This window comes from Streptomyces griseoflavus, from assembly GCF_014649995.1.
Taxonomy (GTDB): Bacteria; Actinomycetota; Actinomycetes; order Streptomycetales; family Streptomycetaceae; genus Streptomyces; species Streptomyces griseoflavus.
The window spans coordinates 70,899-93,926 of sequence record NZ_BMUC01000009.1 but is presented as its reverse complement, the minus strand read 5'-3'; the positions used below and the strand labels follow the sequence as shown (position 1 = coordinate 93,926).

Genomic DNA, 23,028 nt, shown 5'->3' with positions numbered 1-23,028 from the left:
AACCGGTGAGAGGTCAACTCCCCTCCGGTTCTCGGATTTTGAGGGTGCGGGACGGCCGCTACTTCTCAACTTCCGTGGCCAGCTTGGCCAGCAGGGCGTCGTAGATGCGGGCGAGGCCCTTGGGCGCGAAGGTCTTCTCGAAGAAGCCGCCGATGCCGCCGGCGCCGTTCCAGACGGTGGTCACGACGACCCGGGAGCGGCCCTCCCCGGCCGGGGTGACGCGCCAGGTGGTGACCATGGAGGAGTTGCGGTCCTTCTCGACGAGTTCGCCGTCGGTGGGCTCGGTGACCTCCAGGAGACAGTCGCGCACGCGCTTGCTGGTGGCCTGGAGCTTCCAGTGCACCAGGGTCCCCTCGCCGTCGCCGCCCTCGCGGACCTCGTACTCGCTGTACTGCTCGGGCAGCAGCTTCGCGCGGGTGCCGCTGTAGTCGGCGAGGGCATCGAACACCGTCTCCGCGTCCGCCGCGACGATCCGCTCCGTAGTGGCCTCGACCTGCGCCATCGCTTTCCTCCAGGGCATGGGGTACAGGGGTCGGGCCAAGCCAACCACCCCCGCGCCCGGCCACCCAAATCGGGGTTCCGGTTCTGACCGAACATGCCACCCGCACGATCAAGGGAACACTTGTTCTATTCTGTGGGCCAGTGCTACCGAGGAGGCGTCATGCGCTGGGAGAACCTCACCCCGGACTCCGGACCCGGCCGGGCCGACGCCGCGCTGTTCGGCGCGGAGGCGGTGATCACCCGTACCTTCGACACGCCGGAGTTCCGTGGCGTCACCTTCCACGAGATCCGGGCCCGTTCGATCGTCAACCGCGTGCCGGGGGCTTCCCGCATGCCCTTCGAGTGGACCGTCAACCCCTACCGGGGCTGCACGCACGCGTGCGTGTACTGCTTCGCGAGGAAGACCCACAGCTACCTCGACCTCGACACCGGCCTCGGGTTCGACAGCCAGATCGTGGTCAAGGTGAACGCCCCCGAGCTGCTGCGCCACCGGCTGTCCTCCCGCGGCTGGCAGGGAGAGCACATCGCGATGGGCACGAACGTCGACTGCTACCAGCGGGCCGAGGGCCGCTACCGGCTGATGCCGGGCATCCTCGCCGCCCTGCGCGACCACGCGAACCCGTTCTCGATCCTCACCAAGGGCACGCTGATCCTGCGGGACCTCCCGCTGCTCCGGCAGGCCGCGGAGGTGACCGACGTCGGCGTCTCCGTCTCGGTCGGCTTCACGGACGAGACGCTGTGGCGCACGGTCGAGCCGGGCACACCGTCCCCGGAGCGGCGCCTCGACGTGGTGCGCACGCTCGCCGGGCACGGCATCGGCTGCGGCGTGCTGATGGCCCCGGTGATCCCGTTCCTGAGCGACCGCCCGGAGCAGCTGCGGGCGACCGTGCGGGCCGTCGCGGCCGCCGGCGCCACCTCCGTCACCCCGCTGGTGCTGCATCTGCGGCCCGGCGCCCGCGAGTGGTTCATGGCCTGGCTGGCGCGGCACCACCCGCACCTCACCGGCCGCTACGAGCGGCTCTACGCGGACGGCGCCTACGCACCGAGGTGGTACCAGCGGCGGATCACCCGTCAGGTGCACGAGCTGGCCGAGGAGTACGGCATCGGCCCGACCCGCCCGGGCATGCCACGACGCGTCCGGGCCGCGGAACCGAACGAGCCCCGGACGGCCGAGCCGACCCAGCTGACGCTCCTCTAGGACGCGGGCGGCCGCCGCGGTCACCGGCAGGCCGGCCCGGTCGCCGCCGCCCCGGCGGGGCCGGGCGCATCCGGGCGCATCCGGCGGCCCGATCGGGTCAACAATGGCGGGAACACGTTCACCAAGGGCCCCGCACCGGGACGATGCCGCGTGGGCCGTGAGCCTCGCGGTCCGCAGCACCTCCGTCCTGGGAGGGACCCATGAGAAGACGCGCAGCCGTGCTGTGCGGTGCCACCGTCGTCCTGGCCGGAACCCTGGCGGCCGTCCCCGCCGAGGCCGGCACACCGCGCGCCGCGGAAGCCTTCCACGCGGCGGAGCCCGCGTGGAAGAAGTGCGCCACCGACGACTACCCGACGCTGCAGTGCGCGTCCGTCGAGGTGCCGCTGGACCACGCCGACCCCACCGGACGCACGATCACCCTCGCGCTGTCCCGCGTCCCGCACACCGCAAAGAAGTACCAGGGCCCCCTGCTGGTGAACCCGGGCGGCCCCGGCGGCAGCGGGCTGGCGCTCGCCGGGTTCGTGGCGTCGTCGCTGCCGAAGAAGCTGGCCGCCCAGTACGACGTCATCGGCTTCGACCCGCGCGGCGTCGGCGCGAGCGAGCCCGCGCTGGACTGCGCGCCGGACCACTTCGGGCCCGTGCGCCCCGACTCGGTGCCCACCTCGCCCGAGGTGGAGCGGGCCAACCTGGAGCGCGCGAGGTCCTTCGCCGAGGCCTGCGGCAGGAAGTACGGCGATCTGCTGCCGCACGTCAACACGGGCGCCGCGGTGCGCGACCTGGACGTGATCCGGCGGGCCCTCGGCGCGACGAGGATCAACTACTTCGGCTACTCCTACGGCACCTACCTGGGCGCCGTCTACGCGAAGCTGTTCCCCGACCGGGTGCGACGCCTGGTCCTGGACTCGGTGGTCGACCCGACCGAGGTCTGGTACGACGCCAATCTGAACCAGAACCTCGCCTTCAACGACCGTCACCGCGCGTTCATGGACTGGGTGGCCAAGCACGACACGACGTACCGCCTGGGCACCGACGCGGAGAAGATCGAGGCCAAGTGGTACGCGATGCGCACGGAGCTGAGGAAGGCCCCGGCCGACGGCAAGGTGGGAGCGGCCGAGCTGGAGGACACCTACATCCCGGGCGGCTACTACAACGGCTACTGGCCCTACCTCGCGGAGGCGTTCTCCGCGTACGTGAACGACGGGGACGACGGGCCGCTGGTCGAGGCGTACGAGAACTTCGGCGCGAACGACGCCTCCGGGGACAACGGCTACAGCGTCTACACGGCGGTCGAGTGCCGGGACGCCTCCTGGCCGCGTGACTGGGCACAGTGGCGCAAGGACACCTGGGAGATGTACGAGCGGGCCCCGTTCATGGCCTGGAACAACGCCTGGTACAACGCGCCGTGCGCGTTCTGGCCGACCGAGTCCGTCCGGCCGGAGCGCGTCAACAACGGCGCGCTGCCGCCGGCACTGCTGTTCCAGGCGACGGACGACGCGGCGACGCCGTACCAGGGCGCGGTCACCGTCCACCGGCTGCTGGGGCGTTCCAGCCTGGTGGTGGAGTCGGGCAGCGGCAACCACGGCATCACACTGAGCGGGAACGCCTGTCTGGACCGGCACCTGGTGGCCTACCTCACCGACGGGACCGTGCCGCGCGGAGGTTCCGGTGAGGCCGAGGCGGTGTGCGCGGGGCTGCCGGACCCGAAGCCGCTGACGTCGAAGGCGGCACCGGAGACGGCCCGCGGCTCGACGCTGCACGGCCTGCTCGGCGCGCGGGGCTGAGGACTGACACCCCGTCGGGAGCGGGCGGCGGGCCGGACCGGGGGACCACGACGGCCCGGCCGCGTGAGCCATCATGAACTCCATGACTCACCTCACCCGTCTCCCCGCACCCGACGGCGTGGCCCCCGCGGCTCAGTACACCCGCGCGGTGACCGGCACCGGCCGGCTCGTCGCCGTCTCCGGCCGGCTCCCCCCGGACGAGGACGGCGGGATCGCGGGCGAGGGCGACGCGGGGGCCCGGGCGCGTCAGGTCCTCGAGAACCCGGGGCGCTGTCCGACGGCGGCCGGGGCGACGTTCGACGACGTGGCGAAACCGGCCCCCTTCGTCACGGACACGGCGCACGGGCCGGCCGTCCGGGCCGCCCGCGCCGAGCACCTGCCCGACGGCCGCCTGCCGGCCGCGTCCGCCGTCCAGGTCGCCGGCCTGGTCCGCCCGGAGTTCCCGCTCGATGTCGAGGCCCTCGCGGTGGTGGACGCGTGAGCGGGCTCCGGTTGCGGCCCATGACCGCCGACGACTGCGAGGCCGTCGCCGCGATCCGGACCCGCGGGTGGCAGCACGCGTACCGGGGTCTCGTCCCGCAGTCGTACCTCGACGGCATGGACGTCGCGGCGGACGCCGAGCGGCATCGCGCGCGCCTGTCGGCCGGCGACGGCGACGTGGCCGATGTGGTCGCCGAGACCGCGGGCGGCGAACTCGCCGGGTGGGCCGCGTCCGGCCCCTACCGGGACGGCGATGCACGTACCCCGGACGCCGAGCTGTACGCCCTGTACCTGCTGCCCGAGCGCATCGGCCAGGGCGTGGGACGGGCCCTGCTGACCGAGGCCTCCCGCCGCTGCGCCGCCGCCGGCCACCGGCGCATGTACCTGTGGGTCCTGGAACGGAACACCCGCGCCCGCCGCTTCTACGAGCGCGCGGGCTTCGCCCCGGACGGCGCCGGGGAACCGTTCGAGGTGGCCGGGATCGTGGTACCCGAGGTCCGGTACGCGAAGGACCTCACCGGCTGACGACGCGGGGCCGCGCGGGCCCGGCGGGCGACGGCAGGGGCCGGCTACCGCCGTCCGGGGGTGCGGCCGCGGGCGGCGCCGCCCTGGCGGGGGATGCGGGACAGGGCGTGGACCGCCGCCTCGGCCAGCGCCGGGTGGGCGAGGGCTTCCTCCAGGACGGATTCGGCACGGGGGTCGCCGAGTTCGCCCAGTCCTTCCACGCAGGCGAGGGCGACCCGGCGGTAGGGGTCCTGGGGGCGCAGCCTGCGGCGCAGGGTCGTGATCAGGGCCGGCACCGCCTCGGGGGCGCGCAGTGCGGCCAGCAGGCGGACCGGGTGCAGGGCGTAGGCGACGCGGAGTTCGTTGGTGGCGAGGGCGGCGGCGGCCCGGGCGGTGCGCGGGTCGCCGAGGCGGGCGAGGGCGTGGGCGGCGGAGGCGCAGCGCGGCGGGTCCCGGTGGTTGAGGAGGAGGACGAGTGCCTCGAACGCCCGCCGGTCCCCGGCCAGTCCCAGCCGGAACGCGGCCAGTTCCCGTGCCCACAGCGGCTGTCCGGGCGCGGTGAGGACGCCGGCGAGGGCGTCGGGGTCGTCGGTGGCCAGCAGGCGGTCGTACGCGGCCGATCCGCCCGACTCCGCCCGTAAGCGTTCCGTGAGCGATCGCGACTCTTCGTCCATGCCTCCGAGGTTAGGGGCCTCGCGGGGTACGCGGGACGTACATCACAAACCCGGGGGCTGGCGCGCTCGTTACCCGCCGGTTAAGCTCAGACGAGCGAGTTACCCACTCGCGACCCTCCTCACGGCGGTCTGGTGACGCGGCCGCAGTGAGTCGCAGTCGGTTCGGTACCCCGTGTACCGCAGTACGGCTCGGCCCCGGGACAGGGCCGGTCGGATCCAACAGCCGCTTCTCGGCGGCGCCGGGCGTGTGCGCTCGCAGCCCGGTCGGCACCCGCATCCCCGCACGTTCCCGGTGCGCCTCTCGGCGCACCCGGGCGTGTCTCCCGTCGTCACCCTCATTCCTGGAGTCCCGCGATGGCCACTCCCCTCTCCGACACCCCTCTGTCCCCGCTGCGGACCGTCGCCGTGGTCGGCCTCGGCACGATGGGCACCGGCATCGCCGAGGTCCTGGCCGCGGCCGGCCGCGACGTCGTCGGCATCGACATCAGCGAGGCCCGGACGGCGAAGTGCGTCGCCGGCCTGGAGGCCTCGACCGCCCGCGCCGTAGAGCGCGGCCGGCTCACCGCACAGCAGCGCGACGTGCTCCTCGCCCGCGTCACCACCTCCACCGACCTCGCCGCCGCGGCCGACGCCGACCTGGTGATCGAGGTGGCCCCGGAGTCGTACGACGTCAAGCAGCAGATCTTCCGTGAACTCGACGCGGTGGTGCGGCCGGAGACGATCCTGGCGACGGGCACCAACGCCCTGTCCGTCACCCGGCTCGCCGCCGACTCCGCCCGCCCCGAGCGGGTGCTGGGCATGCACTTCTTCAACCCGGCACCGGCGATGAAGCTGGTCGAGGTCGTCTCCAGCGTGCTCACCTCCCCCGCGGCCGTCACCGCCGTCACCGACCTCGCCCTGGACCTGGGCAAGGAGCCCGTGGCGGTCGGCGACCGGCCCGGATTCGTCGCCGACGGCCTGCTGTTCGGCTACCTCAACCAGGCCGCCGCGATGTACGAGGCCAACTACGCCTCCCGCGAGGACATCGACGCCGCGATGCGGCTGGGCTGCGGTCTGCCCATGGGCCCGCTGGCGCTGCTCGACCTGATCGGCATCGACACCGCGCGCACCGTCCTGGAGGCCATGTACACGGAGTCCCGGGACCGGCTGCACGCCCCCGCCCCCGTCCTCAAGCAGCTCAGCGAGGCGGGCCTGACCGGCCGCAAGGCGGGGCGCGGCTTCTACACCTACGACGCGCCGGGCAGCGGGACGGTCGTGGCCGACGCGCTCACCCCGCGCGAGGACGCCTCCGCGGCCGCGGGGCGCACCGTGCGCTCGGTGGGGGTCGCGGGTTCGGGCACCATGGCCTCGGGGATCGCCGAGGTGTTCGCCAAGGCGGGCTACGAGGTGGTCCTGGCCGCCCGCAGCGAGGAGAAGGCGGCTGCCGCCAAGGCCCGCATCGGGAAGTCGCTGGCGCGCTCGGTGGACAAGGGCCGGATGACCGCCGAGGCGGCCGCGCTGACCCTGGAGCGGGTCCGTGCGACGGGCACCTACGACGACTTCGCCGACGTGGACCTCGCGCTGGAGGCGGTGGCCGAGGACCTGGAGGTCAAGCGGCAGCTGTTCGGGACGCTGGACAAGGTCTGCAAGCCGGGCGCGGTGCTCGCCACCACCACCTCCTCGCTCCCGGTCGTCGCCTGCGCCCGTGCCACCTCGCGTCCGCAGGACGTGATCGGCATGCACTTCTTCAACCCCGCTCCGGCCATGAAGCTGGTCGAGGTGGTGCGTACGGTGCTGACCGCCGACGACGTCCACGCCACCGTGCGCGAGGTGTGCGGCACCATCCGCAAGCACGCCGTGGACTGCGGTGACCGGGCCGGGTTCATCGTGAACGCCCTGCTGTTCCCGTACCTCAACAACGCGATCAAGATGGTGCAGGAGCACTACGCGTCCCTCGACGACATCGACGCCGCGATGAAGCTGGGCGGCGGCTACCCGATGGGCCCGTTCGAGCTGCTGGACGTCGTCGGGCTCGACGTCTCGCTCGCCATCGAGAAGGTGCTGCACCGCGAGTTCCGGGACCCGGGCCTCGCACCCGCGCCCCTGCTGGAGCACCTGGTGGCCGCGGGCTGCCTCGGCCGCAAGACCGGCCGTGGCTTCCGCGAATATGCCAAGCGCTGAGGCGCGCCGCGGCGACCGGTTCGAGGGCGGCGCGCAGTGGGGCGGGCTGCTCGACCCCGACCGGTTCGCGCCGCCCGCCCGCGACGCCCCTCCCCCGCCCGCCGAGGGCGGGGGAAGCCCTTCTCACGCGCATCGAGCTGCGCACATGCAGTACGTTCAGGGCATGTCCCAGCCCGCCAAGTCCGCACGTACGCCAGCCACGACCGAGCCGCCGGAGAGCACCGCGGGCTCCCGTGCCGCAGCCCAGCGGCTGAAAATGCGCCGGGAGCTGGCGGCCGCCGCGATGGAGCTGTTCGCGACGAAGGGGTACGAGGCCACCACCGTCGACGAGATCGCGGCCGCCGCCGGGGTCGCCCGCCGCACCTTCTTCCGCCACTTCCGTTCCAAGGAAGAGGCGATCTTCCCCGACCACGACGACACCCTGGTGCGCGCCGAGGCGGTGCTCAACGCCGCCCCCGCGCACGAGCATCCGCTGGACACGGTGTGCCGGGGCATCAAAGAGGTCATGAAGATGTACGCGGCCCGGCCGGAGATCTCGGTGGCCCGCTACAAGCTGACGCGCGAGGTACCCACCCTGCGGGAGGCCGAGATCGCGTCGGTGGCCCGCTACGAGCGGCTCTTCACCCGCTATCTGCTCGGCCACTTCGACGAGCACGCGCACGACGACGACGCCAACGACGACCCGCTGCTCGCGGAGGTCGCCGCGTCGGCCGTCGTCACCGCGCACAACCACGTGCTGCGGCGCTGGCTCAGGGCCGGCGGCCAGGGCGATGTGGAGAGCCAGCTGGACCACGCCTTCGCGATCGTCCGCAAGACCTTCGGCAGCGGCATCATGGCGGGCCGGCGCGCCGCGCCCCCGAAGCCGCCGGCCGCCGCGGCGTCCGCGCAGGGCGAGGTCCTGGTGACCGTCGCGCACGTGGACGCGCCGCTGGACGAGGTGATGCGGACCATCGAGCAGGCGCTCAAGGAACGCTGAACCGCCCCCGGGAGCTGCGAACCGCCCCTGACCGCTGTGACGACGGCCACCCCACCGGGTGGCCGTTTTGCCATGTCAGGGGCCCTTTTAGGAGCCGCATGAGGGGCCGTTCGATCGATCATCGCTCATCTGATGGGTAAAAGTTTCACCTGAGCCAATGTTCTGGCACTCGGTGCCTTGCCGGATGACACGGCGTGCCATACGTTGAAGGAGTCCGGGCGAGTCCCGGCGGGCCCACCGCCCGCACGTCCGGACGCCTGCGTCACAGGCACCCTCCCGCGCACACCACGCGCTGCCGAAGCACCACCGCCGAACCGACGGCACCCCCCGACCCTCAGCAGCACACCGACGTAACCCTCAGCGCCCCTCCCCCGGGGCGCTCATCGCCGGAGGCAACACCGTGACCGTCAAGGACATCCTGGCCGCGATCCAGTCGCCCGACTCCACGTCGGAGGACTTCGCCGCCCTGCAGCTCCCCGAGTCGTACCGCGCGATCACCGTGCACAAGGACGAGACGGAGATGTTCGCGGGCCTCGAGACCCGCGACAAGGACCCCCGCAAGTCGATCCACCTCGACGACGTGCCGCTGCCCGAGCTCGGCCCGGGCGAGGCCCTGGTGGCCGTCATGGCCTCCTCGGTCAACTACAACTCGGTGTGGACCTCGATCTTCGAGCCGATGTCCACCTTCGGCTTCCTGGAGCGCTACGGCCGGCTCAGCGAGCTCACCAAGCGCCACGACCTGCCCTACCACATCATCGGCTCCGACCTCGCCGGCGTCGTGCTGCGCACCGGACCGGGCGTCAACGCCTGGCGGCCCGGTGACGAGGTCGTCGCCCACTGCCTGTCGGTCGAGCTGGAGTCCAGCGACGGCCACAACGACACGATGCTCGACCCCGAGCAGCGCATCTGGGGCTTCGAGACCAACTTCGGCGGCCTGGCGGAGATCGCGCTGGTGAAGTCCAACCAGCTGATGCCGAAGCCGGACCACCTGAGCTGGGAGGAGGCGGCCGCCCCCGGCCTGGTCAACTCCACCGCCTACCGCCAGCTGGTCTCCCGTAACGGCGCCGGCATGAAGCAGGGCGACAACGTCCTCATCTGGGGCGCGAGCGGCGGACTGGGTTCGTACGCCACGCAGTTCGCGCTGGCCGGCGGCGCCAACCCGGTCTGCGTCGTCTCCAGCGACCAGAAGGCGGACATCTGCCGGTCGATGGGCGCCGAGGCGATCATCGACCGCAACGCCGAGGACTACAAGTTCTGGAAGGACGAGAACACCCAGAACCCCAAGGAGTGGAAGCGCTTCGGCAAGCGCATCCGCGAACTCACCGGCGGCGAGGACATCGACATCGTCTTCGAGCACCCCGGCCGCGAGACCTTCGGCGCCTCGGTCTTCGTCACCCGCAAGGGCGGCACCATCACCACCTGCGCCTCGACCTCGGGCTACATGCACGAGTACGACAACCGCTACCTGTGGATGTCCCTGAAGCGCATCATCGGCTCCCACTTCGCCAACTACCGCGAGGCCTGGGAGGCCAACCGCCTCATCGCCAAGGGCAAGATCCACCCGACGCTCTCCAGGACGTACGCCCTGGAGGACACCGGCCAGGCCGCCTACGACGTCCACCGCAACCTGCACCAGGGCAAGGTCGGCGTGCTGTGCATGGCGCCCGAGGAGGGCCTGGGCGTGCGCGACCACGAGAAGCGCGCCCGGCACATCGACGCCATCAACCGCTTCCGGAACATCTGAGGGCCGGGACATGACAGAGCGCCAGAAGGACCGTCCGTGGCTCATGCGGACGTACGCCGGCCACTCGACGGCCGAGGCGTCCAACGAGCTGTACCGGCGCAACCTCGCCAAGGGACAGACGGGTCTGTCGGTCGCGTTCGACCTGCCGACCCAGACCGGCTACGACTCCGACCACGTCCTCGCCCGCGGCGAGGTCGGCCGGGTCGGAGTGCCGGTCGCCCACCTCGGTGACATGCGCCGGCTGTTCCAGGACATCCCCCTGGAGCAGATGAACACCTCGATGACGATCAACGCCACCGCCATGTGGCTGCTGGCGCTCTACCAGGTCGTCGCCGAGGAGCAGGGCGCGGACGTCACCGCGCTCCAGGGCACGACCCAGAACGACATCGTCAAGGAGTACCTGTCCCGGGGCACGCACGTGTTCCCGCCGGGACCGTCGCTCCGCCTGACGACGGACATGATCGCGTACACGGTCTCCCACATCCCGAAGTGGAACCCGATCAACATCTGCAGCTACCACCTGCAGGAGGCCGGGGCCACACCGGTGCAGGAGATCGCGTACGCGATGTCCACCGCCGTCGCCGTGCTCGACGCGGTGCGCGACAGCGGCCAGGTGCCGCAGGAGCGCATGGGCGACGTGGTCGGCCGCATCTCCTTCTTCGTCAACGCGGGCGTCCGCTTCGTCGAGGAGATGTGCAAGATGCGCGCCTTCGGCCGCATCTGGGACCGCATCACCCGCGAGCGGTACGGCATCGAGGACCCCAAGCACCGGCGCTTCCGCTACGGCGTCCAGGTCAACTCCCTCGGCCTGACCGAGGCGCAGCCGGAGAACAACGTCCAGCGGATCGTGCTGGAGATGCTGGCCGTCACCCTCTCCAAGGACGCCCGCGCCCGCGCCGTGCAGCTGCCGGCCTGGAACGAGGCCCTGGGCCTGCCCCGCCCCTGGGACCAGCAGTGGTCCCTGCGCATCCAGCAGGTCCTGGCGTACGAGAGCGACCTGCTGGAGTACGACGACATCTTCGAGGGCTCGAAGGTGATCGAGGCGAAGGTGGAGCAGCTGGTCACGGACTCGCTCGCGGAGATCGAGCGGATCCAGGAGATGGGCGGCGCGATGGCCGCCGTCGAGTCCGGCTACCTCAAGTCCCAGCTGGTCTCCTCGCACGCCGAGCGCCGGGCCCGGATCGAGTCCGGCCAGGAGAAGATCATCGGGGTCAACGCCTTCCAGGGCACCGAGCCGAACCCGCTGACCGCCGACCTGGACACCGCGATCCAGACGGTCGACCCCGCGGTGGAGGCCCGGGTCGTCGCCTCGCTGCGCGACTGGCGCGACAGCCGCTACCAGCCGCCCTTCAACCACCCGCGCCCCTGCAAGGCGCTGGAGAAGCTGAAGGAGGCCGCCCGCGGCACCGACAACCTCATGGAGGCCACCCTGGAGTGCGCCCGGGCCGGCGTCACGACCGGCGAGTGGGCCGGGGCGCTGCGCGAGGTGTTCGGCGAGTTCCGCGCACCGACCGGTGTCTCCTCCGCCCCGGTGGCGGTCGCCGCCGAGGAGGGCTCGGCCCTGTCGGCGGTCCGCCACAAGGTGGAACTGACGGCGAAGGACCTGGGCGTCGGCAAGCTCCGCTTCCTGGTCGGCAAGCCGGGCCTGGACGGGCACTCCAACGGCGCCGAGCAGATCGCCGTGCGGGCCCGCGACGCCGGGTTCGAGGTGGTCTACCAGGGCATCCGGCTCACCCCGGAGCAGATCGTGGACGCCGCGCTGGCGGAGGACGTCCACGCGGTGGGCCTGTCGATCCTCTCCGGATCGCACGCCCAGCTGGTGCCGGACGTACTCGAACGGCTCCGTGTGGCCGGCGCCACGGACATTCCCGTGATCGCCGGTGGCATCATCCCCAGCGGTGACGCCGAAGAGCTGCGGGCCGCCGGAGTGGCCGCGGTCTTCACCCCGAAGGACTTCGACATCACCGGGATCATCGGCCGCATCGTCGACGAGATCCGCACCGCGAACAAGCTCGACCCCCTGGAGGTCCCCGCATGACAACCGTCGATCGCCTTCGCCCCCGCCGCTCCTGTCTGGCGGTCCCGGGAAGCAACCCGCGCTTCCTGGAGAAGGCCCAGGGCCTCCCGGCGGACCAGGTCTTCCTGGACCTCGAGGACGCCTGCGCCCCGCTCGCCAAGCCCGAGGCGCGGCACACCATCGTGAAGTTCCTCAACGAGGGCGACTGGACCGGCAAGACCCGCGTGGTGCGCGTCAACGACTGGACCACCGAGTGGACGTACCGGGACGTCGTGACGGTCGTCGAGGGCGCGGGCCCGAACCTCGACTGCATCATGCTGCCGAAGGTGCAGGACGCCCAGCAGGTCGTCGCCCTGGACCTCCTGCTGACCCAGATCGAGAAGACCATGGGCTTCGAGGTCGGCCGGATCGGCATCGAGGCGCAGATCGAGAACGCGCAGGGCCTCAACAACGTCAACGAGATCGCCCAGGCCTCCCCGCGCATCGAGACCATCATCTTCGGCCCGGCCGACTTCATGGCGTCCATCAACATGAAGTCGCTGGTCGTGGGCGAGCAGCCGCCCGGCTACCCGGCGGACGCCTACCACTACATCCTGATGAAGATCCTGATGGCCGCCCGCGCCAACAACCTCCAGGCGATCGACGGCCCCTACCTGCAGATCCGCAACGTGGACGGCTTCCGCGAGGTGGCCGGCCGCGCCGCCGCACTCGGCTTCGACGGCAAGTGGGTGCTGCACCCCGGCCAGGTCGACGCCGCCAACGAGGTCTTCTCCCCCTCGCAGGAGGACTACGACCACGCGGAGCTGATCCTGGACGCGTACGACTACTACACGTCCGAGGCGGGCGGCAAGAAGGGCTCCGCGATGCTCGGCGACGAGATGATCGACGAGGCCAGCCGCAAGATGGCCCTGGTCATCGCGGGCAAGGGGCGTGCGGCCGGCATGCGCCGCACGTCGACGTTCGAGATCCCGGAGGCCTGACCGTCATGCAGTTCGGACGCACCTACGAGGAGTTCGAGGTCGGGGCGACGTACAAGCACTGGCCGGGGAAGACGGTCACCGAGTACGACGACCACCTGTTCTGTCTCCTCACCATGAACCACCACCCGCTCCACATGGACACGAACTATGCGGAGAAGACGACGGACTTCGGCAAGAACGTCGTCGTGGGGAACTACATCTACTCGCTGCTGCTCGGCATGTCCGTGCCGGACATCTCCGGCAAGGCGATCGCCAACCTGGAGATCGAGTCGCTGAAGCACGTGGCACCGACCTTCCACGGCGACACGGTCTACGGGCAGACGACCGTGCTCGACAAGTGGCCGTCGAAGTCGAAGAACGACCGCGGGATCGTGTACGTCGAGACCAAGGGCTACAAGCAGGACGGCACGCTGGTCTGCGTGTTCCGGCGCAAGGTGATGGTGCCGACCGAGACGTACATCAAGGAGCGCGGCGGCGAGCAGCCCGGCCGCCCCGAGCTGAAGGAACAGGGGAAGTAAGCGATGGCCCGTCTCGCCCAGACCGCCGGTCTGACCGACGTCCAGCAGGAGATCCTCTCCACCGTCCGGGACTTCGTGGACAAGGAGATCATCCCGGTCGCGACCGAGCTGGAGCACCGCGACGAGTACCCGCAGCAGATCGTCGACGGGCTGAAGGAATTGGGCCTGTTCGGCCTGATGATTCCCGAGGAGTACGGGGGCCTGGGCGAGTCCCTCCTCACCTACGCGCTGTGCGTGGAGGAGATCGCCCGCGGCTGGATGTCGGTGTCCGGCATCATCAACACGCACTTCATCGTGGCCTACATGCTCAAGCAGCACGGCACGCAGGAGCAGAAGGACCACTTCCTGCCCCGCATGGCGGCCGGCGACATCCGCGGCGCCTTCTCGATGTCGGAGCCGGCCCTCGGCTCGGATGTGTCGGCGATCACGTCGAAGGCGGTGAGGGACGGCGAGGAGTACGTCCTGAACGGCCAGAAGATGTGGCTGACGAACGGCGGGACGTCGTCGCTGGTGGCCGTTCTGGTGCGGAGTGACGAGGGTCACCCCGAGGGCACGGCGCCGCACAAGTCGATGACGACCTTCCTGGTGGAGAAGGAGCCGGGCTTCGGTGAGGTCCGCCCCGGCCTGACCATCCCCGGCAAGATCGACAAGATGGGCTACAAGGGTGTCGACACCACCGAGCTCATCATGGACGGCCTGCGGATTCCCGCCGACCGGGTGCTCGGCGGCGTCACCGGCCGGGGTTTTTACCAAATGATGGACGGCGTCGAGGTGGGCCGTGTCAATGTCGCGGCCCGTGGCTGCGGCGTCGCTCAGCGTGCCTTCGAGCTCGGCGTCCGGTACGCCCAGCAGCGTCACACTTTCGGCAAGGCGATCGCCCAGCACCAGGCCATCCAGTTCAAGCTGGCGGAGATGGCTACCAAGGTGGAGGCCGCTCATGCCATGATGGTGAACGCAGCGCGCAAAAAGGACTCCGGAGAACGTAACGACCTCGAAGCGGGGATGGCGAAGTACCTCGCCTCCGAGTACTGCAAGGAGGTCGTGGAGGACGCCTTCCGGATCCACGGCGGCTACGGCTTCTCCAAGGAGTACGAGATCGAGCGCCTCTACCGGGAGGCCCCGATGCTGCTGATCGGTGAAGGCACCGCCGAGATCCAGAAAATGATCATTGGCCGTCGACTGCTCGAAGAGTATCGATTCCAGGGCTAGATGTCCGGGTACGGGGTGTTTTCTTGGAGAAGAGGATCACACCCCGTATGCACTCCTCAGGCGTCGACTTGGTTGCCTGGCTTACCCAGTTGCGGCCCGGAGCCGCTACGATCGCCGGAAAGCCGCCGTCCCCCGCAGTTGCGCGGCATCATCCGCTACGAAGGTCATCCATGCCCCACAGCCAAACCTCTGCACCTCGCGACAGCCTCGCCGGCGTACGCCTCGCGCGCGGAGCCTCGCCGTGGCTCCTGCCGACCGTCGCCACCGCAGCCGTCAGTCTGCTCCGCGCCCGCCGCTCGGGTGCCGCGAAGGCCGTCGCCGTCCCCGCCACCGCCCTGGCGGCGGGGATGCTGTGGTTCTTCCGCGACCCCGAGCGCGAGATCGCCCAGGGCCGGGTCATCTCGCCCGCCGACGGTGTGGTGCAGAGCATCATGCCGTGGAAGGACGGGCGCACCCGCGTCGCGATCTTCATGAGCCCGCTCAACGTCCACGTGAACCGCGCCCCGCTGGCCGGCACGGTGACGTCCGTCGAGCACATCCCCGGTGGCTTCGTTCCCGCCTTCAACAAGGAGAGCGAGAACAACGAGCGCGTGGTGTGGCACTTCGACACCGAGCTCGGCGACATCGAGATGATCCAGATCGCCGGCGCGGTCGCCCGCCGCATCGTCCCGTACGTGCCCCGGGGCACCAAGGTCGAGCAGGGCGAGCGCATCGGTCTGATCCGCTTCGGTTCCCGCGTCGACATCTACCTGCCCGAGGGCGTGGAGGTCGACGTCGAAGTGGGTCAGAAGACCGTGGCTGGGGTGACTCGCATTGACCGTGGTTGATCCGGAGACACAGGCCGGCTGGGTGCCCGAGGCCGACGAGGCGGACGACGAGGAGGAGATGCCCCTCTCGCTCCGCCTGTCGATAGCGGACACCCTCACCCTGGGCAACGCCACCTGTGGCTTCATGGCGGTGTACTTCACCACCACCGGCATCCTGATCCCGCACCTCCAGGGCAGCCAGGAGACCGGCATGGCCCGCCACAGCGCGGCCACCGCCGTGATCCTGATGCTGTGCGCGGCGGTCTTCGACCTCTTCGACGGCCTGGTGGCGCGCAAGCTGCGCTCCTCGCCGATGGGCGCGGAGCTGGACAACCTCTCGGACCTGATCAGCTTCGGTCTGGCGCCGGCCTACTTCGTCCTGGTCTACGGCATGGTCGCGGACGACGCGCACCAGAGAGTGGCCGCGGTCGGGGCGATCGTGGTGCTGCTGGCGGTGGTGCTGAGGCTGGCGCGGTTCTCCTGCGTCACGGTGAAGGACGGCACCTTCCAGGGCATGCCGTCACCCTTCGGAGCGCTGACGGTGGTGTCCATCGTGCTGCTGGAGCTGCCGTTCGTGGCGACGCTGCTGGCGATCCTGGGCACGGCCTGGCTGATGGTGAGCCGGGTGGAGTACCCGAAGCCGCGGGGCCGCCTCGCGGTGGCCATGCTCTCCTGGATCGTGCTGTCGATGGGGCTGCTGGCGGCCTGGGCGTTCGACGCGCCGAGCGGCCAGCTGCTGCTGCAGACGGGCTGCGCGCTCCAGCTGGTGATGGGCGCGGTGATCCCGCTGTTCGCCACGGCGCGCCGGGTGAACAACTTCCGCGACAACCGCAGAGAGGCGAGGGCGGCGCAGCTGCCGTGACGCCGGTCGGTCCTGAGGGGCCCCGGACCCGGGTCGGGTCCGGGGCCCCTCCTTTTTGTGCCGCGCGCCCTTCGGTGACCGCGCCTCACAGGATCTGCTCGTCCTCCGCGGGGGTCTTGCGCTTGCGGTGGGCCATCACCTCCCAGAAGGCGTGCAGCTCCCGCACCGGGATGCCCACCCACGGCGCCGTGCGCCGGGTGAGGGCCGGCAGGTGCCAGCGGTGACGGCTGTGCAGCAGGGCCTGCTGCTGCCGGCAGAAGGGCTCCTCGATCTCCTTCTGCGCCCTCCTCGCCTTGGGCGGGTACGGGCACAGCCGGAAGGTGCAGGTCGGCAGGCAGGTGGAGCCCGGCTCGTCCCGGTCGACCCGGCCCACGCTCCGCTCCGGGTGGAGCGGGCCGCGGTCGTGGGTGAGACACGGCGGAAGGGTGTTCTTGTTCGCGAGCTCCAGGCGCTCCTCGATGTCGTCCGGGTTGCCCTCCCGCTCGGTGAGGTTGCGCATGATCAGGACGTCGGCGAGAAGCCGCTGGGCCCGTGGGTGCAGGCTGGTCCAGCCGGACGACGGGGCGATCCACAGGTTGTGCTTGCGGTAGCGCTCCGGGTCCGCCGGGGTGGAGCCGATGTTGTCGATGGCTCCGTGCTCGTCGATCCAGAGGAACTGCTCCGGGTGGCCCGTCTCCAGCGCCAGGGTCACCAGATCGCCGGCCTCGGCGACGAAGGGGTGGAGCATCCTGCCGCCGGCGCCGTGTCCGTCGCGCTCCCCGGCTCGGGCGGTCCCGGCGATCGACAGCCAGCGGGTGACCGCCCGCACGGGTTCGACGGACGCGGCGGGCGCCGCGGGGGCGTCCGTGCGCCCGACGGTGTCGGGCAGCTCCCACAGGCACAGCGCGTGGAGCAGACTGAGCTGCGAGTACCAGGAGCGGCTGGAGACCAGCATCCGCTCGGCCTGCTTCGTCAGGTGGGCCCGGGTCTCCTCGTAGACGTCCGGATGGCGCCTCCGCCGGTTCGCCGCGTTCTTGAAACCCTGGGCCATGGCGTTCTCCATGGACAGCGGCAGGTCCGGCTCGCCCGGGGCCGGCGGCACGGCGCCGGGCCCGCCGGTGGTGGTCAGGTGCCGCAGCCAGAGGTCCAGCCGCTCCTTCGCCTCGTCGCGGTACTTCTCGGAGACGGAACCGAGGTACATGGGGACGAGCCAGGCCCGCAGGGCGAACTGACGCCACTGAGTGGTGCGGCGCCGCTCGTGCTCCCGCACGAAGCGTGCTTGTTCCTTCTCCCTGCGTTCCACCGCCCTCGGGTCGGCGGCGTGGCCGGTGTCCGCCTCCGCGAGCCAGGCGGTGTAGTCGCGGTTCAGCTTCCGCTTGGCCTCGCGGGTCCCCTCCAGGTACTGGTGCACCGGGTCGGTGTCGAGGGGGAACAACTGCCGCACGGCCTGGAAGGACGCGTCGCCGCCGGCGGCCATCTGCTGCGCGATCGCGGTACGCACGGCGTGGGACGACTCGTGCGTGCCGATCCTGAACAGCCGCTCGTAAGGGAGCGGCGGCGGTGTGTCCCCCTCCGGGCGCGGGCCGCCCTCCCTCCGCCGGCGGTCCCGTTCGCGCATCGCGGCGCCGAAGCGCCGCACCAGCCCCAGTTTCGCGTCCTCCACGGTCCGCTGGTCGCCCCTGATCTCCAGGTTCGCCCACTGTTCGTCCAGGTCCCGGGCCAGATCGTCCTGGAGCGGCGCCGGGTCCACGCTGTCGATCTCCAGAGCCGCGGCGTACAGGTCGAAGTACTTCGCGTCGTGCCGCGTCGCGGCGGCCGCGCTGAGCAGTTCGGCGGGCCCCGGTGGTGTGTTCCCGTCCGGGGGAGGCTGCCCGGGTCGTGTCCGCCCGGCGCCCTGCCGGGTGGCGGCGGACGCCGCCCGGTGGCGGGACAGCAGCACCAGGGCGATGAGCAGTTCGCGGGACGGGCCGGGGGCGTGCAGGGCCGGTTCGACGACGTCGGCGAACCGTTCGTCCTCCACCTCGGTCAGCAGACGGTGCCCCAGATAGGCCTGGACGATGCTGTGGGGGAACCGGACCTTGTTCTCGAAGCCCTTCACCAGCCCGAGGAGCTGTCCGTTGGCGGCGTAGCGCGCCAGCTCGGTGTAGCACTCGGTGGGGTAGTCCAGCGGGTTGCCCCAGGACGACGACTCGTGGACCTTCCGGGCCAGTACGTCCCACAGGGCGTCGCGCTGGGCCGGGCAGACGACGGCTCGGACGGCGTCCTGCCAGTTGCAGGCGGGAGACCCGGCCGGCCGCTCCCCGGTCTCCCGGCGCTCGCGCAGGTCGTTCAGGTGGGCGCCGACGAAGTCGTCGAACGACACCTCCAGGCTGTCCTGCAGCAGTCCCAGGCAGGCCAGTGCCGAGACGACCCAGAGCGTCTCACGGCGCTCCTCGCGGTCCATCACCAGCTTGTCGCAGATGAGGCCGTCCTCCAGGGCCCGGCGGTAGGTGTCCAGGAGCCACAGCCTGATGGTCGAGCAGTCGTTGCTGCGCGTGTTCAGGTGGCCGTCGACCTTGCGGAGCGTCAGGTGCTCCAGCAGTCCGCGCTGTTGCAGCAGCCGGGCGATGCGCAGATAGATGGGCGAGTCGGAGACCTCGGCGGTCTCCACCACCCAGTCGAGCCGGCGTTCGTCCCCCTGGCCCGGTTCCCGGACCAGGTACTCCAGGGCCGCCTCCTCGCTGAGCGGTTCCAGGTCGGTGATCGCGGCCCTGGTGCCCTCCAGCGGTGCGTGCGGGCGCGAGGCGATGACCAGGGGCAGGTGCTGACGGTCCGCCCGCTCTATCGCCCGCCGGATGATGTTGTCGCGGTCCTCCCGGTACTGCTCGTCCAGGAGTGCCTCCTCCAGACCGTCGGCGATGATCACGGCCTTGTCGTCCAGCCGCAGTTGCCGCCACGCCTTGTCGATGTTGCCGCTGGCGAGCACGCCCTGGTCGGCCTCCTCGGCGAAGCGGCGCCGTCCCATCTTCTCGAAGTCGAGCTCTCCGTCCCCGTCCATGTCGCGCAGGCGCACGGGCACGGGCACGGCGGACTGCTGCGCCAGCATGCGGGTGAGTTCCACGAGGACGGCCGTCTTGCCGACGCCGACCCCGCCGACGAGCAGGTAGGGCCTGCGTGTCTTGCGGTTGCGCAGCGTCTGGGCCATCACCTGGGCCAGTTCGCGGCGGCCGACGATCCGGTCGACGAGGGTCCCGGCCGTGGGGACCAGGTCGTGCGGTCGCGTGCGTGCCTTCCTTATCAGCGGCCTCTTGGCCTTGTGGTACCAGAACAGGAGGAAGACGGCCAGCAGGAACGCCCCGGTCATCACGGGGCTCACGAAGGTCACGAAGGTGTTGAACCACGCGGCGCCCCGCACCCCGTGGAACCACGACTTCTCGTTCTGGGAGGAGTCGTACGCCGCCAGCGCCACATAGGTGAGCAGCATCGCCGTCCCGAGGAAGGCGAAGGCGCGCAGGAGCCTGCCGAGGGACACCCGCCACGGGTGCCAGCTGCGGTTGGGGACGATGCTCCGGCGCGCCTCCCTGCCGGTCCTGACGGAGCGCCACCGCCTGCCCACCGCCTGCCCGGTGCGCGTCAGCCACCGTCTGGGGTGGAGCGTGTACCAGGCGGTGTCCCGCGGCCGTTCCCTGCCCTCCGGGTTTCGGATGACCTTGGTGGGCATGCGTGGTTCCCTCCGTGCTGCGCCTTTCGGCGAGACGTCACGGAACGCGGAAATCTCAGTGGTGACGCCGCTCCGTGCCGGCGAGGACGCCCCCGACGTCCGCCCGCACGTGAGCCTTCATTTCCACTAAACCACCGCTGCGGGGGATCGCAACACGGTCCCGGCGGAGGGCTCGGGCCGGGACCGGAACGGCTGGTGAGGCGGCGTCAGGTCCGGCCGGCGGCCGCCGGACCCGCTCCGTGCCGGCCGAGGACGTCGAGGGCGATGCGCTCGGCCGTGCGTTCCAGGATCGGTCCCGCGTCGGCGATGCACCGGGCTACGTCCGGCTCGAGGTCCGTCAGGGCGTACGCCCGCCGGATGCCCGCCCGTCCCAGCACGTCCGGCGGCAGCGCCAGCCGTCCGCACACCGCGACGACCTCCTTGCCGGCGGCGCGGGCCACGGCGGCGACGCCCGCGGGGGCCTTCCCGTGCAGGGTCTGCTCGTCCAGCGAGCCCTCCCCGGTGATCACCAGGTCGGCCCGCTCCAGCGCCGGCGCGAAACCCAGCACGTCCAGCATGACGGCGATGCCCGGCCGGAACGCGGCGCCCAGCAGCAGCGCCCCGAACCCGATGCCGCCCGCCGCTCCCGCGCCGGGCGACGCCGCGTGATCGGCCGCCCGCGGCCCGACGACGGCCTCCAGCACCTTCACGAAGTGCGCCAGCGCCGCGTCCAGCACCTCCACGTCCCGCGGTGACGCGCCCTTCTGCGGGCCGTACACCGCCGGCGCGCCCTTCGGACCGGTCAGCGGATTGTCGACATCACTGGCCAGGACCAACTCGACCGACCCCAGACGCGGGTCGAGGCCGGACAGATCGGCGGACGCCAGCTCGGCCAGCCCTCCGCCTCCCGGCCCCACCGGTTCGCCCCCGGCCGTCAGGAACCGTGCCCCCAGCGCCGACAGCATGCCCGCACCGCCGTCGGTGGTGGCGCTGCCGCCCACTCCGAACACGATGGTCCGCGCGCCCGCGTCCATGGCGGCCCGCAGCAGCTCCCCGGAGCCGTACGTCGACGCCGTGAGCGGCGCGAGCACACCCTGCGGCAGCCGCTGCAGCCCGCTGGCCTCCGCCATTTCCACGACGGCGGTGCCGTCCCGCAGCGCGTACGCCGCGGTCACCGGCTCCCCGACGGGTCCGGTGACGCGTACCTCGCGCCGCTCGAATCCGGCCGCCACCGCCGCGGCCACCGTGCCGTCGCCGCCGTCGGCCACCGGCAGCGCCTCCACGACCAGGTCCGGTACGACCCGGCGCAGTCCGGCCGTCACCCGGCCGGCGACCTCGACGGCCGTCAGCGACCCCTTGAACTTGTCCGCGGCGACGAGCACCCGTGGTGCCGACCGCGCCGTACGAGTGCCGCTCCCTGCAGCGTCCGCCACTTGCGTTCCCCTCGCTCCGCGGGCCCCGCGCCCGTGCCGGGGCCCGTCGCTCCGCTGTGACCCTAACCGGCGGGAACGGGCCGCCGCCATGCCCTGACCAGCCCGTGGACCGGAGCGGACCGCGCGGAATCGGGTACACCGGTTGCATGACCGCGACGACCGCTGTGCGCACGGAGTCAGGACTCGCCGACCGCGTCCTGGGAGGCTGGCTGGGCCGGATCGCGGGCAACATGCTCGGCAAGCCGGTCGAGCAGGGCGAGGTGTGGACGCGGGAACGCATCGACCGCTACCTGCGTCGTGCCGACGCCCTCCCCCTCACCGATTACCTGCCCGAGCCGCCGTCCGAGAGCGAGGCGCGGGACCTGCGCCCCGAGTGGCGGGCCTGCGTCCGCGGCCGTGTCCGGGGCAGCTGCCGGGACGACGACATCGACTACGCGATCCTCGGTCTGCACCTGCTGGAGACCCACGGGTTCGCGTTCAGCACCGAGCAGGTGGGGGACCTGTGGCTGCTGCGGCTGCCGTACCTGCAGACGTTCACGGCGGAACGGGCGGCGTACCGGAACCTCGCGAACGGGCTGAAGCCCCCGCTGACGGCCACGTACGACAACCCGTACCAGGAGTGGATCGGCGCCCTCATCCGGGCCGACGTCCACGGCTGGACCTCGCCGGGCGCCCCCCGCCGCGCCGCCTCGCTGGCGCGCAGGGACGCGGTGCTGTCCCACACCGGCAACGGTGTGTACGGCGCGATGTGGGCGGCGGCGCTGATCGCGGCGGCGTTCACGGCGCCCACGGTGCGGCACGCGCTGGACGAGGCACTGGCGGTGATCCCGGCGGGCAGCCGCCTCGCCCGCACCGTGCGCCGGGTGGCCTCGCTGCACGGGGCGGGGCTGGCCTGGGAGGACACGCTCGCCACGCTGGAGGAGGAGACGTCCGGCCTCGGCTGGATCCACACGGTCCCGAACGCGGCCGTGCTGACCGCCGGTCTGCTGTACGGCGACGGCGACTTCACCCGCACCGTCGCCCTGACGGTGCGCGGCGGCCTGGACACCGACTCCAACGGGGCGACGGCGGGCTCCGTCGCCGGCGTGATGTGCGGTGCCCCGGCGATCCCGGCCCGCTGGAAGGACCCCCTCCAGGACACGGTCCGCAGCGCCGTCTTCGGCTTCGACGGGGTACGCGTCAGCGCGCTGGCCGAACGGACGCTGCGGCTGGCGCGGGCGGAGGTCTGACCGACGGGGCGGGCGCCCGTGCCCCCGGCGCGTGCGCCGCCCGTGCCGGTCGTGGGACGGCGTGTGCTGTGGTGCGCCCGGTGAACCGGTCCGCCGTTCCCGCGAGGAGGTCCGGCGCCGCCACTACCCTTCCCCGCATGACCACCATCCAGGACACTCAGGGCGCTCAGGACACTCCAGGCGCTCAGGACCACGACGCCTATATCGCCTCACTCCCCCGTGTCCTCGCCGGCGCCGCCGCCCTCTTCCGGGACCGGGAGGGCCGGGTGCTGCTCGTCGAGCCCAACTACCAGGAGGG

The 23,028-nt window shown here is 71.6% G+C and carries 18 protein-coding genes and 1 pseudogene; 15 read left to right on the top strand and 4 right to left on the bottom strand.

Going from position 1 to position 23,028, the window contains the following annotated elements:
* Nucleotides 1–58: 58 nt before the first annotated feature.
* The gene (locus tag IE172_RS19605) at nucleotides 59–502 is read right to left on the bottom strand and encodes an SRPBCC family protein (RefSeq protein WP_189559733.1); all 444 of its coding nucleotides are present in this window, start codon (nucleotides 500–502) and stop codon (nucleotides 59–61) included.
* Nucleotides 503–661: 159 nt separating this feature from the next.
* Here IE172_RS19605 and IE172_RS19600 point away from each other — a divergent pair, with 159 nt between their 5' ends.
* The 4 genes from IE172_RS19600 (at nucleotide 662) to IE172_RS19585 (ending at nucleotide 4,485) form a co-directional block, all read left to right on the top strand.
* On the top strand, nucleotides 662–1,699 hold the full coding sequence (locus IE172_RS19600; protein WP_190098539.1) for an Rv2578c family radical SAM protein: 1,038 nt from the start codon (nucleotides 662–664) through the stop codon (nucleotides 1,697–1,699).
* A gap of 200 nt (nucleotides 1,700–1,899) precedes the next feature.
* A complete protein-coding gene (locus IE172_RS19595) occupies nucleotides 1,900–3,480 on the top strand; it encodes an alpha/beta hydrolase (protein ID WP_190098538.1) in 1,581 nt (526 codons plus the stop codon).
* A gap of 82 nt (nucleotides 3,481–3,562) precedes the next feature.
* Entirely contained in the window at nucleotides 3,563–3,961 is a 399-nt protein-coding gene (locus tag IE172_RS19590; RefSeq protein ID WP_190098537.1) for a Rid family hydrolase, read from the top strand.
* 20 nt (nucleotides 3,962–3,981) lie between these two features.
* Nucleotides 3,982–4,485, top strand: coding sequence for a GNAT family N-acetyltransferase (locus tag IE172_RS19585; RefSeq protein ID WP_190098536.1), 504 nt, complete (start codon nucleotides 3,982–3,984; stop codon nucleotides 4,483–4,485).
* Between the two features lie 44 nt (nucleotides 4,486–4,529).
* Here the strand turns inward: IE172_RS19585 and IE172_RS19580 are convergent, their stop codons facing one another.
* On the bottom strand, nucleotides 4,530–5,138 hold the full coding sequence (locus IE172_RS19580; RefSeq protein ID WP_190098535.1) for an adenylosuccinate lyase: 609 nt from the start codon (nucleotides 5,136–5,138) through the stop codon (nucleotides 4,530–4,532).
* A 354-nt stretch (nucleotides 5,139–5,492) separates the two neighbouring features.
* On the opposite strand from IE172_RS19580, the gene IE172_RS19575 reads away from it, so the two are divergent.
* The 9 genes from IE172_RS19575 (at nucleotide 5,493) to pssA (ending at nucleotide 16,410) form a co-directional block, all read left to right on the top strand.
* A complete protein-coding gene (locus IE172_RS19575) occupies nucleotides 5,493–7,298 on the top strand; it encodes a 3-hydroxyacyl-CoA dehydrogenase family protein (RefSeq protein WP_190098534.1) in 1,806 nt (601 codons plus the stop codon).
* Between the two features lie 163 nt (nucleotides 7,299–7,461).
* A complete protein-coding gene (locus tag IE172_RS19570; protein WP_229886201.1) occupies nucleotides 7,462–8,274 on the top strand; it encodes a TetR family transcriptional regulator in 813 nt (270 codons plus the stop codon).
* A gap of 400 nt (nucleotides 8,275–8,674) precedes the next feature.
* Nucleotides 8,675–10,018, top strand: coding sequence for a crotonyl-CoA carboxylase/reductase (gene ccrA / locus IE172_RS19565; RefSeq protein WP_190098532.1), 1,344 nt, complete (start codon nucleotides 8,675–8,677; stop codon nucleotides 10,016–10,018).
* A 10-nt stretch (nucleotides 10,019–10,028) separates the two neighbouring features.
* Nucleotides 10,029–12,056, top strand: a complete 2,028-nt coding sequence (locus tag IE172_RS19560; protein WP_190098531.1) for a protein meaA — start codon at nucleotides 10,029–10,031, stop codon at nucleotides 12,054–12,056.
* Nucleotides 12,053–13,015, top strand: a complete 963-nt coding sequence (locus tag IE172_RS19555) for an HpcH/HpaI aldolase/citrate lyase family protein (protein WP_190098530.1) — start codon at nucleotides 12,053–12,055, stop codon at nucleotides 13,013–13,015. The genes IE172_RS19560 and IE172_RS19555 overlap by 4 nt, the downstream gene beginning before the upstream one ends.
* Before the next feature lie 5 nt (nucleotides 13,016–13,020).
* Nucleotides 13,021–13,533 carry a MaoC family dehydratase gene (locus IE172_RS19550; RefSeq protein ID WP_123972516.1) on the top strand — a complete coding sequence of 171 codons (513 nt, stop codon included), beginning with the start codon at nucleotides 13,021–13,023 and terminating at the stop codon, nucleotides 13,531–13,533.
* Nucleotides 13,534–13,536: 3 nt separating this feature from the next.
* Nucleotides 13,537–14,742 (top strand): acyl-CoA dehydrogenase family protein, encoded by a 1,206-nt coding sequence (locus tag IE172_RS19545; RefSeq protein WP_190098529.1) that lies wholly within the window; start codon nucleotides 13,537–13,539, stop codon nucleotides 14,740–14,742.
* Nucleotides 14,743–14,912: 170 nt separating this feature from the next.
* Nucleotides 14,913–15,569: a phosphatidylserine decarboxylase gene (locus tag IE172_RS19540; protein WP_190098528.1), complete on the top strand. Its 657-nt coding sequence runs from the start codon at nucleotides 14,913–14,915 to the stop codon at nucleotides 15,567–15,569.
* A 22-nt stretch (nucleotides 15,570–15,591) separates the two neighbouring features.
* Nucleotides 15,592–16,410, top strand: a complete 819-nt coding sequence (gene pssA / locus IE172_RS19535; protein WP_189559904.1) for a CDP-diacylglycerol--serine O-phosphatidyltransferase — start codon at nucleotides 15,592–15,594, stop codon at nucleotides 16,408–16,410.
* A gap of 85 nt (nucleotides 16,411–16,495) precedes the next feature.
* On the opposite strand, the gene IE172_RS19530 is transcribed toward pssA, so the two are convergent.
* A complete protein-coding gene (locus IE172_RS19530) occupies nucleotides 16,496–20,089 on the bottom strand; it encodes an NACHT domain-containing protein (protein WP_190098527.1) in 3,594 nt (1,197 codons plus the stop codon).
* A gap of 206 nt (nucleotides 20,090–20,295) precedes the next feature.
* Nucleotides 20,296–21,501, bottom strand: coding sequence for a glycerate kinase (locus IE172_RS19525; protein ID WP_229886199.1), 1,206 nt, complete (start codon nucleotides 21,499–21,501; stop codon nucleotides 20,296–20,298).
* A 146-nt stretch (nucleotides 21,502–21,647) separates the two neighbouring features.
* Here IE172_RS19525 and IE172_RS19520 point away from each other — a divergent pair, with 146 nt between their 5' ends.
* Together IE172_RS19520 and IE172_RS19515 are read left to right on the top strand one after the other, a co-directional pair.
* Nucleotides 21,648–22,730 carry an ADP-ribosylglycohydrolase family protein gene (locus IE172_RS19520; RefSeq protein ID WP_190098525.1) on the top strand — a complete coding sequence of 361 codons (1,083 nt, stop codon included), beginning with the start codon at nucleotides 21,648–21,650 and terminating at the stop codon, nucleotides 22,728–22,730.
* Nucleotides 22,731–22,867: 137 nt separating this feature from the next.
* Nucleotides 22,868–23,028, top strand: a pseudogene (locus IE172_RS19515) (NUDIX hydrolase); the annotation flags it as partial.

What these genes read in the sequence shown, in the direction of transcription:
- IE172_RS19605 (WP_189559733.1), bottom strand. Translation starts at nt 502, where the DNA reads ATGGCGCAGGTCGAGGCCACTACGGAGCGGATCGTCGCGGCGGACGCG.
- IE172_RS19600 (WP_190098539.1), top strand. Translation starts at nt 662, where the DNA reads ATGCGCTGGGAGAACCTCACCCCGGACTCCGGACCCGGCCGGGCCGAC.
- IE172_RS19595 (WP_190098538.1), top strand. Translation starts at nt 1,900, where the DNA reads ATGAGAAGACGCGCAGCCGTGCTGTGCGGTGCCACCGTCGTCCTGGCC.
- IE172_RS19590 (WP_190098537.1), top strand. Translation starts at nt 3,563, where the DNA reads ATGACTCACCTCACCCGTCTCCCCGCACCCGACGGCGTGGCCCCCGCG.
- IE172_RS19585 (WP_190098536.1), top strand. Translation starts at nt 3,982, where the DNA reads ATGACCGCCGACGACTGCGAGGCCGTCGCCGCGATCCGGACCCGCGGG.
- IE172_RS19580 (WP_190098535.1), bottom strand. Translation starts at nt 5,138, where the DNA reads ATGGACGAAGAGTCGCGATCGCTCACGGAACGCTTACGGGCGGAGTCG.
- IE172_RS19575 (WP_190098534.1), top strand. Translation starts at nt 5,493, where the DNA reads ATGGCCACTCCCCTCTCCGACACCCCTCTGTCCCCGCTGCGGACCGTC.
- IE172_RS19570 (WP_229886201.1), top strand. Translation starts at nt 7,462, where the DNA reads ATGTCCCAGCCCGCCAAGTCCGCACGTACGCCAGCCACGACCGAGCCG.
- IE172_RS19560 (WP_190098531.1), top strand. Translation starts at nt 10,029, where the DNA reads ATGACAGAGCGCCAGAAGGACCGTCCGTGGCTCATGCGGACGTACGCC.
- IE172_RS19555 (WP_190098530.1), top strand. Translation starts at nt 12,053, where the DNA reads ATGACAACCGTCGATCGCCTTCGCCCCCGCCGCTCCTGTCTGGCGGTC.
- IE172_RS19550 (WP_123972516.1), top strand. Translation starts at nt 13,021, where the DNA reads ATGCAGTTCGGACGCACCTACGAGGAGTTCGAGGTCGGGGCGACGTAC.
- IE172_RS19545 (WP_190098529.1), top strand. Translation starts at nt 13,537, where the DNA reads ATGGCCCGTCTCGCCCAGACCGCCGGTCTGACCGACGTCCAGCAGGAG.
- IE172_RS19540 (WP_190098528.1), top strand. Translation starts at nt 14,913, where the DNA reads ATGCCCCACAGCCAAACCTCTGCACCTCGCGACAGCCTCGCCGGCGTA.
- IE172_RS19530 (WP_190098527.1), bottom strand. Translation starts at nt 20,089, where the DNA reads ATGCCCACCAAGGTCATCCGAAACCCGGAGGGCAGGGAACGGCCGCGG.
- IE172_RS19520 (WP_190098525.1), top strand. Translation starts at nt 21,648, where the DNA reads ATGACCGCGACGACCGCTGTGCGCACGGAGTCAGGACTCGCCGACCGC.